This is a genomic window from Streptomyces sp. NPDC051041 (assembly GCF_044456065.1).
Classification (GTDB): Bacteria; Actinomycetota; Actinomycetes; order Streptomycetales; family Streptomycetaceae; genus Streptomyces; species Streptomyces glaucus.
The window spans coordinates 35,004-46,232 of sequence record NZ_JBITFM010000005.1 but is presented as its reverse complement, the minus strand read 5'-3'; the positions used below and the strand labels follow the sequence as shown (position 1 = coordinate 46,232).

Genomic DNA, 11,229 nt, shown 5'->3' with positions numbered 1-11,229 from the left:
GACCGCGCTCGACCGAGCGACACAGAAAGGTAGTTCCTCCATGCGCACTGCTCGTCGTATCGCCACCGTGCTGACCGCGACCGCCGCCATGATCGGCGCCTGCGCCGTCCAGGCCTCCGCGGTCGCCATCGAGGCCGCGGGGGTCGTCCTCGAACTGCCCGCGCTCTGATCCACCGGGCGACGGCCGGCCCCGGCCCCTCCCGGGGCCGGCCCGTCCCGCCACCGTCACCCCGTGAAAGGCCCGTCCGCGTCCATGCGTCCCAAGCTGCCCGTCCGCACCCGCCGCACCGCCTCCGCCACCCTGGTCCTCACCGCCGCCCTCGTGGGCGCGCTCGCCCCGGGGGCCGCCGCGGCGGCCGAGGCCCCCGTCGTGCTGCCGCTCCCGCTCCCGGGCGCGGAGTCCCTCGTCACGGAGGGGCTCACCATCGAGGGCCCGCTGATCAACAACATCAGTCTGCCCACGCTGCGGTAGCGCGCCGCGTCCGGTAGCTGTCCCCTTCGAGCCGCACGATCTCGGCGTGGTGGGCCAGCCGGTCCACCATCGCCGCCGCGGACGGACCGCCGAAGACCTCGTCCCAGCGGCCGAGCGGACGGTCGGTGGTGACGATCAGCGAGCCCCGCTCGTAGCGGTGGGCGACCAGCTGGAAGAAGAGCCGGGAGGCGTCCGCGTCGAACGGCACGTACCCGACCTCGTCGACGATCAGCAGGGGGCAGTCGTCGAGGGCGGCCAGTTCCTCGGCGAGCCGGCCCGCCGCCCGCGCCCGGCCGAGGCGCCCGGCCCACTCGGCGGCCGTCGCGAACAGCACCCGGTGCCCGGCCTGGCAGGCGCGCACGCCGAGGGCGACGGCCAGGTGCGTCTTGCCGGTGCCGGGCGGCCCGACGAAGACCGCGTTCCGCCGGGCGGCGACGAAGTCCAGCTTGCCGAGCCGGGCCACGGTCTCCCGGTCGAAGTCCCGGGGATGCCCGGCGTCGAAGTCCTCCAGCTCCTTGCGGGCGGGGAAGCCGGCGGCGCGGATGCGCGCCTCGGCGCCCGTCTCCTCGGCCGGCGGCGGGGCCTGGGCCGGGATCGGCAGGCGCTGCCGGGCCGGCGCCGCCGGGGGCTCGGGGTCCGGGCGGTGCCCGTGGCCGTCCCGGTGGGCGGCCTGCTCGGCCCGCGCGACCATCGGCCCCGACATGTACGCCAGGATCGCCGCCGAGACGATGAAGGCCATGTGGATCACCGTGCCCCACAGCAGGCTGTGGCGGGAGGTGTGCTGCACGTCCACGAACATCTGCAGCAGGTGGACGGAGGAGATGCCCACGATGGCGGTGGCCAGCTTCACCTTCAGCACGTTGGGGTTGACGTGCGAGAGCCACTCGGGCTGATCGCGGTGGCCCTGGAGGCCGATGCGGGAGACGAAGGTCTCGTAGCCGCCGACGATCACCATGATCAGCAGGTTGGCGATCATGACGACGTCCACCAGCTTGAGCACCGCGAGCATGACGTACGTCTCGGTGGCGCGTCCGGTCATGCACCGGACGATTAAATTCCACAGCTCGTAGAAGAACTTGTAGACGTACACCCCCTGGACGGCGACCAGGCCGAAGTAGAGCGGGGCCTGGAGCCAGCGGGTCGCGAACAGCGCGTATCCGAGGGTGGCGGTCGGCGGGGACGGGGAAGCGGGGGAACCAGTGGAAGCCTGCACAATGCGCATTCTTCGCAGAAAACGGCCATCCGGCCCTATCCGCTCCACCCGCAGGACTGACGCGCTCCACCCGCAGGACTGAATAGACATCCTGTAGGACTGGGCGTGCCGGGCGGGACCGGCCGGACCGCGCGGGGCCGGACCGGACGGCCGCCCCGGCCCCGGCCCCGGCCCCGGCCCCGGCCCCGGCCCCGGCCCCGGCCCCGGCCCCGGCCCCGGGAACGATCAGGCACACTGGACGTTTGGCCACGCCGTCCGGCCGTACGAAAGGGTGCCGCGTGTGAACGGTCCGCTCATCGTCCAGTCCGACAAGACCCTGCTCCTGGAGGTCGACCACGAGCAGGCCGACGACTGCCGTCGCGCCATCGCCCCGTTCGCCGAGCTGGAGCGGGCGCCGGAGCACATCCACACCTACCGCCTGACGCCGCTCGGCCTGTGGAACGCGCGGGCGGCGGGGCACGACGCCGAGCAGGTCGTCGACGCGCTGGTGCAGTACAGCCGCTACCCGGTGCCGCACGCGCTGCTCGTCGACATCGCCGAGACGATGGACCGCTACGGGCGGCTGACCCTGCACAAGCACCCCGCGCACGGCCTGGTCCTGACCACCACCGACCGGCCGGTGCTGGAGGAGGTGCTGAAGTCGAAGCGGATCGCGCCGCTGGTCGGCGCCCGCATCGACCCCGACACCGTCGCCGTGCACCCCTCGGAGCGCGGGCAGATCAAGCAGGTGCTGCTGAAGCTGGGCTGGCCGGCCGAGGACCTCGCCGGGTACGTCGACGGCGAGGCCCACCCGATCGAGCTGCGCGAGGACGGCTGGACGCTCAGGCCCTACCAGAAGCAGGCCGTGGAGAACTTCTGGCACGGCGGCAGCGGCGTCGTGGTGCTGCCCTGCGGGGCCGGCAAGACGCTGGTCGGCGCCGGGGCGATGGCGCAGGCCAAGTCGACCACGCTGATCCTGGTCACCAACACCGTCTCGGCCCGGCAGTGGAAGCACGAGCTGGTCAGGCGCACCAGCCTCACCGAGGACGAGATCGGCGAGTACAGCGGGACGAAGAAGGAGATCCGGCCCGTCACCATCGCCACCTACCAGGTGCTGACGACGCGGCGGAAGGGCGTCTACCCGCACCTGGAGCTGTTCGACTCCCGGGACTGGGGCCTGATCGTCTACGACGAGGTGCACCTGCTGCCGGCGCCGGTGTTCAAGTTCACCGCCGACCTCCAGGCGCGCCGCCGCCTCGGGCTCACGGCCACGCTGGTCCGCGAGGACGGCCGCGAGTCGGACGTGTTCTCCCTGATCGGCCCCAAGCGGTTCGACGCGCCCTGGAAGGAGATCGAGGCCCAGGGCTACATCGCGCCCGCCGACTGCGTGGAGGTCCGGGTCAACCTCACCGACTCCGAGCGGCTCGCGTACGCCACCGCGGAGGCGGAGGAGAAGTACCGGTTCTGCGCGACGACCGCGACGAAGCGGAAGGTGACGGAGGCGATCGTCCGCCGGTTCGCCGGGCAGCAGATCCTGGTCATCGGCCAGTACATCGACCAGCTGGACGAGCTGGGCGCGCACCTGGACGCGCCGGTGATCAAGGGCGACACGTCCAACGCCCAGCGGGAGAAGCTGTTCGAGGCGTTCCGGCAGGGCGAGATCAGCGTGCTGGTGGTGTCGAAGGTGGCGAACTTCTCCATCGACCTGCCGGAGGCGACGGTCGCCATCCAGGTGTCGGGCACCTTCGGGTCGCGGCAGGAGGAGGCGCAGCGCCTGGGCCGGGTGCTGCGGCCCAAGGCGGACGGCCACCAGGCGCACTTCTACTCGGTCGTCGCCCGCGACACGATCGACCAGGACTTCGCCGCCCACCGCCAGCGCTTCCTGGCGGAACAGGGCTACGCGTACCGGATCGTGGACGCGGACGAGATCCTCGCGGGGAGCTGAGCGCCGGGGGGCGGGCGGGGGTCGTCTGCGGCGGACGCCCGCCTCCGTGCCGTACTCGCCGAGGACGACCACGTCGGCGGCGGCGCCCAGGAACACCCGGACGGCGCGCAGGGCGTCGCCGAGGCGGTGGGGGGGCCGCCTCGCAGGGCCGTCTCCCCGGGACGGCATCGGCCCGGGGACCGAACCCGCGCGCTCCGCGCGTACACCCGCGGGCCGACCCGCTCCTCCCCGTCCTGCGGGGACGGCCGCCCTCCCCGCAGGACGGGAAGGGCGCGGGCGGGAAAAGCGGTTGGGCCCGTCCGCCCCGCCGCCCTACAATCTCCGCTCTTGCCCGCCTCCCTCACGGAGTGCCGCCGCCCGGACGGAAACCGGTCGGCCCCCATCCACCACCAGCAGGTCCCCCGGAGGCACCCCCGTGTCCGCGTCCCCGCCCGCAGACGACCCCCTGGCCCGCGAGCGGGCCCACCTCGCCGCGTCCCGCGCCGCCCTGCGCGCCATGCGGGAGGACGTCGAGTCCCTCGACATCCGCGACGTCACCGCGAACTGGGTCAACGCCCAGGTGCTGGAGCGCCAGATCGAGGAGCGCGTCAAGGCGCTGGCCGACCTCGGCGACACCCCGCTGTTCTTCGGCCGGCTCGACTACCTGCGCTCCCCCGGCGCCGAGCAGGCGGAGGGGGCGCGGGGGGAGAGCTTCTACATCGGGCGGCGGCACGTGCACGACGCCGACGGCGACCCCATGGTGATCGACTGGCGCGCGCCGGTCTCGCAGCCGTTCTACCGGGCCTCGAAGAAGGACCCGATGGACGTCGCGCTGCGCCGCCGCTTCGGCTACACCGGCGGCGACCTCACCGCGTACGAGGACGAGCACCTGTCCGACCCCGCGGAGGCCGCGCGGACCAGCAGGCTGCTCCAGCAGGAGATCGAGCGGCCCCGCGTCGGCCCGATGCGGGACATCGTGGCGACGATCCAGCCGGAGCAGGACGAGATCGTGCGCGGCGGGCTCGGCGGCACCGTCTGCGTGCAGGGCGGTCCCGGCACCGGCAAGACGGCCGTCGGCCTGCACCGGGTCGCGTACCTGCTGTACGCGCACCGGGAGCGGCTGGCCCGCGCCGGCACCCTCGTCATCGGGCCGAACCGGTCCTTCCTGCACTACATCGAGCAGGTCCTGCCGGCGCTCGGCGAGCTGACGGTCGCCCAGGCCACCGTCGACGACCTGGTCGCCCGCGTGGAGGTGCGCGGCGCGGACGACGCGGCGGCCGCCACCGTCAAGGGCGACGCCCGGATGGCCGAGGTGCTCAGGCGGGCCCTGTACTCCCACGTGACCCCGCCCGCCGATCCGGTCGTCGTGGTGCGCGGCTCGCGCCGCTGGCGCGTTCCGGCGTACGAGCTGGAGGAGATCGTGCGGGGCCTGCTGGACCGGGACATCCGGTACGGCGCCGCCCGCGACGCGCTGCCGCAGCGCATCGCGCACGCCGTGCTGGTGCAGATGGAGCGCGCGGGCGAGGCCCCGGACGACCGGGTGCAGGACGCGGTGGCCCGCAACAGCGCGGTGAAGGCGGCCGTGAAGGCGGTCTGGCCGGCCGTGGACCCGGCGAAGCTGGTGCTGCGGCTGCTGACGGACGCGGACTTCCTCGCCGCGCACGCCGACGGCGTCCTCACCGAGGACGAGCAGAAGACGATCCTGTGGACGAGGCCGGCGCGGTCGGTGCGGTCGGCCCGGTGGTCGCCCGCGGACGCCGTGCTGATCGACGAGGCCGCCGACCTGATCGAGCGCACCCCCTCCCTCGGGCACGTCGTCCTGGACGAGGCGCAGGACCTGTCCCCCATGCAGTACCGGGCGGTGGGCCGCCGCTGCACCACCGGTTCGGCGACCGTGCTGGGCGACCTGGCGCAGGGCACCACGCCCTGGGCGACCCGCAGCTGGCGGGAGGCGCTGGCCCACCTGGGCAAGCCGGACGCCGTGGTGGAGGAGCTGACGGCCGGCTTCCGCGTGCCGACCGACGTCATCGCCTACGCCTCCCGGCTGCTGCCGCACATCGCGCCGGGCCTGACGCCGGTGCGGTCGATCCGCGAGAACCCCGGCTTCTTCGAGATCCGCGCCGCCGCCGGCACCGCCGACGTGGTCGGCGCCTGCCGGGAACTGCTGCGCCGGGAGGGCTCGGTCGGCCTGATCGCCGCCGACGCCCGGGTCCCCGGCCTGGCCGAGGCCCTCGACGCGGCGGGCGTCGGCCACCTCGGCCCCGGCGAGGAGACGACGCGGGAGACCCGTCTGACCCTGGTCCCGGCCTCGCTGGCCAAGGGCCTGGAGTACGACTACGTCGTCCTGGACGAGCCGCGGGCCGTGGTCGACGGCGAACCGGACGAGCGCACCGGCCTGCGCCGCCTGTACGTGGCGCTGACCCGGGCGGTGTCCGGGCTGATCGTGACCCACGCGGCCCCGCTGCCGCCGCAGCTGGCGTAGCCGCGGGCGGCGGCCGCCGCCGGGGAATGCCCCCGGGGGCCGCCGCCCGGCCGCCCGCCGCTCAGCCGTCGACCGCCCGCCGCCACCGGGCGACCGCCGCCGCCGACACCGGCCCGGCCCAGCCGTCCGGCCGGGCCGCCCCGCCGATGTGGAAGGCGTCGATCCCGGCCTCCCGCAGCACCGGGACGTGCTCCAGCCGCAGCCCGCCGCCCACCAGGAGCCGCTGCCCGTACCCCGGCTCGCCGCGCCGCCGGGCCTCCGCGCGCAGGACCGGGAGCCCCTCGTCGACCCCGCCGGCCGCCCCGGCCGTCAGATAGGTGTCCAGTCCGGGCAGGTCGGCGAGGTGCTTGCGCAGGGCGTCGCGGTCGGCGGCCCGGTCGATCGCCCGGTGGAACGTCCACCGGCAGCCGTCCAGCACGCCGGCGATCCGTTCCACCGCGGCCAGGTCCACGCCGCCGTGCGGGTCGAGGAACCCGAGCACGAACTGCTCCGCGCCGGCCTCCCGCAGCTCCCCGGCGACCCGCGCCAGCCGCTCGACGTCCCCGGCGGCGAAGCCGTCCGCGAGCCGCAGCATCACCCGGGCGTCGATGTCGACGGCGGCGCGGACCGCGGTCACGGTCCGGACCGACGGGGTGAGCCCGTCGGCCGCCATGTCGGTGACCAGTTCGAGGCGGTCCGCGCCTCCGGCCTGGGCGGCGACCGCGTCCCGGGCGTCGAGGGCGATCACCTCCAGGAGTGCACGCTTGCTCATGGGACCCCATTCGTCGGCGGCCACAGGTCTGGCAGCTCTCTGACAGCTCTACAGGTCTAGTCCAATCACAGACTACGCCCACCCGTCCGCCGGGGCCGCCCGAGCGCCCCGCTCACCCGAAGATGTTCAGCTCCCGCGCCCCGGCCCCCGCCAGCTCGTACGCGGCCCCGTCCACCGGCCGCCCCGCGTACAGCCGCACCAGCGTCGGCCCGTCCCCGATGTACCGGGCCGGGGACCGCCGCCCCGAGGCGCCGCCCAGCCGCAGCGGCTCGTCGGCGTCGTCGAGGTCGGCGTGCAGCGGCAGGTGCCCCCGTTCCCGGGTGACCCGGGCGAGCAGGGCGAGCGCGTACGGCAGACCGGCGCCCGCGTACGCCCCCGGCTCCCCGAACGCCTCGCGCACGTCGCCGGCGTGCACCCACTCCCCCAGCGCCAGGCCGTCCAGCGCCCCGTCCGCCTCCGCGATCACCGGCCCGGCCCCGGTCATCCCGCGCTCCAGCTCGTCCACGACGCGCCGGTTGCTCCACCCGGCCCGCTCGGCGATGTCCCGCTCGTTGGACGCGGGCGAGAACACCCCCTCCTCCAGCCGGTTCTCCACCACCCGGGTGAGCGCGGCCGAACAGTGCGCGAGCACGTCCCGCACCGTCCAGCCCGGACAGGCCGCGACCGGCACCGCGAAGTCCTCCTCGGGCCTGGCCCGCAGCAGCGGGATCAGCGTGTCGCGTTCGACGGCCAGCAGCCGCCCGGGCAGCTCGGGGTCGCGTTCGGTCCGCACATCCGCAGGAGTCGTCATGGGGGCCACGCTAGTGCGGGGCCCCGGCGCACGTCCCGGACGGGACCGCGCCGCACGGCGCTCGGCGGGTCCCCGCCGCCCGTCCGCCGCGCGGGAGGGGCGGCCCCGGACGCGACGGGCTTTCCCGGCCCGGACATCGGGGCCGCGTGCGCCGGTGCGCCGCGCAACGGTGCCCTTCCCGGGACAATGACCCCATGGCCGATCTCGACGCCCTGCGCGCCCGCTTCGTCCGCGCCCTGGAAGGAGCCCGGGGCCCCGGCGGCGGCCCGGACCCGGTCCCCTACGCCGACAACCTGCTCGCCCGCTGGCGGGAGCCGCAGCGCCGCTACCACACGCTCACCCACCTCACGGCGGTCCTGGACCACGTCGACACGCTGGCGGAGTACGCGGCCGACCCGGACACGGTCCGGCTGGCCGCCTGGTTCCACGACGCCGTCTACCTCCCCGAGCGCTCGGAGAACGAGGAGCGCTCGGCCCGCCTCGCCGAACGCGCCCTGCCCGAGGCCGGGGTGCCGCAGGAGAGGACGGCCGAGGTGGCCCGGCTGGTGCGGCTCACCGCCGGCCACGACCCGGCCGACGGCGACCGCGACGGCCAGGTGCTGTGCGACGCCGACCTGGCGATCCTCGCCGCGCCGCCGTCGGCGTACGCCGCGTACACCGCGGCCGTCCGCGAGGAGTACCACTTCGTCCCGAACGACGCCTTCCGCGCGGGCCGCGCCGCGGTCCTGCGCGAACTCCTCGCCCTGCCCCGGCTGTTCCGCACCCCGTACGGGCACGACACGTGGGAGGCGACCGCGCGCTACAACCTCACCGGCGAACTGGAAATGCTGTCGATCCCGGGCGGCCCGCCCGCATAGCCTTCCCTCATGCATGCCGTGGGCGGGGAACAGGTGGAAGCAGCCGTGGCGCACTGCGTGGCGCTGCTGCGGACGGTCGCGGACCGGGACTGGGACGGGGTGACGGCGGGCCGGCTGGAGTGGAGCTGCCGGCACACGGCCGCACACCTGCCGCACGCCTTCCTCATGTACGCGGGACATCTGGCGGGGCGCGTCCACGACAGGCGCCTGCCCCTGCGGATCTCCGTCGACGAGGGCGCCGACAACGCCGGTGTCCTGCGGGCCGTCGAGGCGGCCGGCGCCCTGCTCGCCACCGCGATCCGCACCGCGCCGCGCGAGGCCCGCGGCTACCACCCGTACCCGTTCCACAGCGCGAACCGCGAGGGCTTCGCCGCGATGGGGGTCGCCGAGGCGCTGCTGCACACGCACGACATCGCCGAGGGCCTGGGCGTGGCGTACGAACCGCCCGCCGACCTGTGCGCGTTCGTCCTGACCCGGATCTTCCCGCACGTCCGCCCCGGCCCCGGCCCCTGGCCGACCCTGCTGTGGGCCACCGGGCGCGCGGACCTGCCCGGCCGCGCCCCGGTGACCGAGTGGCACTGGTACAACAACCCGGTGCTCCCCGCCGGACGGCTCACCCTGGAGGGCGTCACCCCGGCGGCCGCCATCGATCTGTCCGCGGGCGGCGACGGCGGGTTCCCGTGGCTCGGGGGAGGCCCGGCCGACGGCACCCGGGAGGGCGCCGGGATGGTGGTCAAGCAGTACGAGGCGGGGGTGCACCGGCCCCAGTGGGGCATGTACGTACTCGTCCGCCGCGCCGACGGCCGCGCGGTCGGCGCCATGGGCTTCCACGGCCCGCCGGACGAGGACGGCCGGGTGGAGGTCGGCTACGACCTCGTCGGGGCCGCCCGCGGCCACGGCTACGCGGCGGAGGCGCTGCGCGCCCTGTCGGCGTGGGCGCTGGCCCGGGAGGAGGTCACGTCGGTGTTCGCGCGGGTCGCCCGGGACAACCTCCCCTCCCAGGGCGTCGTCTCGCGCGCCGGTTTCACCCGGGTCGCGGAGGACGGGGAGCAGTTCGCCTACGCGTTGCGGAAGTGACCCTTCGGCCGGCGCAGTCCGGCCGCGCGCAGCAGCCGCACCACCTCGCGGCTGCGGACCTCCACCGCCCCCGCGGTCACCGCGTCCGCGTACCGCTCGGCGGGGACGTCGTAGTGGTCCCGCTCGAAGGCCCGCCGCGGCAGGCCCAGCCGCTCGGCGAAGGCGTGGAGTTCCTCGTAGGAGACGTCGCTGACGAGGTGGGACCACAGGCGGCCGTGGCCCGGCCAGGCGGGCGGGTCGATGTAGACGGTCACCGGGTCCTCACGGGGTGCGGGTGCCGCCGATGGCCTCGCCCAGCGCCCCCACCGCCGCGACCTTCACGCCCGCCCGGGTGCACACCCAGTGCGGGTCGGGCCCCAGTTCGGGCTCGACCTCCAGCGCGTGCGGGTCGCCGGAGCCGCAGGCCGGGCACAGGGGCCAGCGGCCGTACCGCTCCAGCAGGGCGTCCTGCACGTCCTGCGCGACCAGCCCGGCGACGTACAGGGCGCCGTCCGGCCACTGCTCGACCCACCAGCGCCGCTGGGCGACGGACTCCTCGACCAGGGACACGACGTCGGCCTCGGCCACCCGGCCCGCGACCAGGTCGGCGAGTACGAGGGCGCGCGCGGCGTGCAGGGCCTGTTCCAGGGGACTGATGGGATCCATGTCCCCATTGTGCGCACTCTTGACCACGACGCCGACTCGAAAATATCTTTCAGAAGTGACCCAGGGACTGAAGGAAACTTTCGCACAGGGGGGAGGCGGGCTGCCCGCGCCCGCCGCTCTGGCGGCCAAGGTGCGCACCCTGGCGCCGTCGATGACCCGGTCGATGCAGCGGGTCGCCGAGGCCGTCGCGAGCGACCCGGCCGGCTGCGCGGCCCTCACCGTCACCGGCCTGGCCGAACTCACCGGCACCAGCGAGGCGACCGTCGTGCGCACCGCGCGCCTGCTGGGCTACCCGGGCTACCGCGACCTGCGCCTGGCGCTCGCCGGCCTGGCCGCCCAGCAGCAGTCCGGCCGCGCGCCCGCCCTCACCACCGACATCGCCGTGGACGACCCGATCGCGGACGTGGTGGCGAAGCTGGCGTACGACGAGCAGCAGACCCTCGCCGACACGGCCGCCGGCCTGGACACCGTCCAGCTCGGCGCGGCCGTCACCGCCCTGGCCGCCGCCCGCCGCACCGACGTCTACGGCGTCGGCGCCTCCGGCCTGGTCGCCCAGGACCTCACCCAGAAGCTGCTGCGGATAGGGCTCGTGGCCCACGCCCACAGCGACCCGCACCTCGCCGTGACGAACGCGGTGCAGCTGCGCGCGGGCGACGTGGCGATAGCCGTCACCCACTCCGGCTCCACCGGTGACGTCATCGAGCCGCTGCGGGTCGCCTTCGAGCGCGGGGCGACGACGGTGGCGGTCACCGGGCGCCCCGACAGCCCCGTCACCCAGTACGCCGACCACGTCCTGACCACCTCCACCGCCCGCGAGAGCGAGCTGCGCCCGGCGGCGATGTCCTCCCGCACCGGCCAGCTCCTCGTCGTGGACTGCCTGTTCGTCGGGGTCGCGCAACGCACCTACGACAAGGCGGCGCCGGCCCTGTCGGCGTCGTACGAGGCGCTGGCGCACCGGCACGGCCCGCGGGGCGGGACGAGCCGCTAGCCCCCGCCCGCCACCGAGCAGACGCACCGCACCCGGGAGGGCCGCCCCCGC

At 75.3% G+C, this 11,229-nt stretch carries 12 protein-coding genes; 7 read left to right on the top strand and 5 right to left on the bottom strand.

The genetic code is table 11. The features are described 5' to 3' along the window. Positions 1-40 precede the first annotated feature (40 nt). Complete coding sequence (locus tag ACIBAI_RS10900) at positions 41-169, top strand: hypothetical protein (RefSeq protein WP_344601741.1); 129 nt, start codon at positions 41-43, stop codon at positions 167-169. Positions 170-232: 63 nt separating this feature from the next. After that, on the top strand, positions 233-472 hold the full coding sequence (locus ACIBAI_RS10895) for a hypothetical protein (protein ID WP_399032973.1): 240 nt from the start codon (positions 233-235) through the stop codon (positions 470-472). Here ACIBAI_RS10895 and istB read toward each other — a convergent pair. Then, a complete protein-coding gene (istB, locus tag ACIBAI_RS10890) occupies positions 450-1,685 on the bottom strand; it encodes an IS21-like element helper ATPase IstB (RefSeq protein WP_399032971.1) in 1,236 nt (411 codons plus the stop codon). The two genes, ACIBAI_RS10895 and istB, sit on opposite strands and share 23 nt — an antisense overlap. A gap of 280 nt (positions 1,686-1,965) precedes the next feature. Between istB and ACIBAI_RS10885 the strand changes: the two genes are divergently transcribed. Beyond that, positions 1,966-3,609 (top strand): DNA repair helicase XPB, encoded by a 1,644-nt coding sequence (locus ACIBAI_RS10885; RefSeq protein WP_399032969.1) that lies wholly within the window; start codon positions 1,966-1,968, stop codon positions 3,607-3,609. A gap of 496 nt (positions 3,610-4,105) precedes the next feature. Next, positions 4,106-6,070 (top strand): HelD family protein, encoded by a 1,965-nt coding sequence (locus ACIBAI_RS10880; protein WP_399033445.1) that lies wholly within the window; start codon positions 4,106-4,108, stop codon positions 6,068-6,070. A 61-nt stretch (positions 6,071-6,131) separates the two neighbouring features. Here the strand turns inward: ACIBAI_RS10880 and ACIBAI_RS10875 are convergent, their stop codons facing one another. Then, positions 6,132-6,821: a copper homeostasis protein CutC gene (locus tag ACIBAI_RS10875; RefSeq protein WP_399032967.1), complete on the bottom strand. Its 690-nt coding sequence runs from the start codon at positions 6,819-6,821 to the stop codon at positions 6,132-6,134. A gap of 112 nt (positions 6,822-6,933) precedes the next feature. Continuing rightward, positions 6,934-7,611 (bottom strand): maleylpyruvate isomerase family mycothiol-dependent enzyme, encoded by a 678-nt coding sequence (locus ACIBAI_RS10870; protein WP_399032965.1) that lies wholly within the window; start codon positions 7,609-7,611, stop codon positions 6,934-6,936. 194 nt (positions 7,612-7,805) lie between these two features. On the opposite strand from ACIBAI_RS10870, the gene ACIBAI_RS10865 reads away from it, so the two are divergent. Next, positions 7,806-8,468 carry a hypothetical protein gene (locus ACIBAI_RS10865; RefSeq protein WP_399032963.1) on the top strand — a complete coding sequence of 221 codons (663 nt, stop codon included), beginning with the start codon at positions 7,806-7,808 and terminating at the stop codon, positions 8,466-8,468. A 9-nt stretch (positions 8,469-8,477) separates the two neighbouring features. After that, positions 8,478-9,545: a GNAT family N-acetyltransferase gene (locus ACIBAI_RS10860; protein ID WP_399032961.1), complete on the top strand. Its 1,068-nt coding sequence runs from the start codon at positions 8,478-8,480 to the stop codon at positions 9,543-9,545. On the opposite strand, the gene ACIBAI_RS10855 is transcribed toward ACIBAI_RS10860, so the two are convergent. Then, entirely contained in the window at positions 9,527-9,799 is a 273-nt protein-coding gene (locus ACIBAI_RS10855; RefSeq protein ID WP_399032959.1) for a DUF4031 domain-containing protein, read from the bottom strand. The two genes, ACIBAI_RS10860 and ACIBAI_RS10855, sit on opposite strands and share 19 nt — an antisense overlap. 7 nt (positions 9,800-9,806) lie before the next feature. Then, on the bottom strand, positions 9,807-10,190 hold the full coding sequence (locus ACIBAI_RS10850; protein ID WP_344601719.1) for a hypothetical protein: 384 nt from the start codon (positions 10,188-10,190) through the stop codon (positions 9,807-9,809). A gap of 55 nt (positions 10,191-10,245) precedes the next feature. Between ACIBAI_RS10850 and ACIBAI_RS10845 the strand changes: the two genes are divergently transcribed. Further along, positions 10,246-11,178, top strand: a complete 933-nt coding sequence (locus ACIBAI_RS10845) for a MurR/RpiR family transcriptional regulator (RefSeq protein ID WP_399032957.1) — start codon at positions 10,246-10,248, stop codon at positions 11,176-11,178. Positions 11,179-11,229: the final 51 nt, after the last annotated feature.

Coding starts and splice junctions, on each gene's coding strand:
- ACIBAI_RS10900 (WP_344601741.1), top strand. CDS start 41: ATGCGCACTGCTCGTCGTATCGCCACCGTGCTGACCGCGACCGCCGCC.
- ACIBAI_RS10880 (WP_399033445.1), top strand. CDS start 4,106: ATGCGGGAGGACGTCGAGTCCCTCGACATCCGCGACGTCACCGCGAAC.
- ACIBAI_RS10875 (WP_399032967.1), bottom strand. CDS start 6,821: ATGAGCAAGCGTGCACTCCTGGAGGTGATCGCCCTCGACGCCCGGGAC.
- ACIBAI_RS10870 (WP_399032965.1), bottom strand. CDS start 7,611: ATGACGACTCCTGCGGATGTGCGGACCGAACGCGACCCCGAGCTGCCC.
- ACIBAI_RS10865 (WP_399032963.1), top strand. CDS start 7,806: ATGGCCGATCTCGACGCCCTGCGCGCCCGCTTCGTCCGCGCCCTGGAA.
- ACIBAI_RS10860 (WP_399032961.1), top strand. CDS start 8,478: ATGCATGCCGTGGGCGGGGAACAGGTGGAAGCAGCCGTGGCGCACTGC.
- ACIBAI_RS10850 (WP_344601719.1), bottom strand. CDS start 10,190: ATGGATCCCATCAGTCCCCTGGAACAGGCCCTGCACGCCGCGCGCGCC.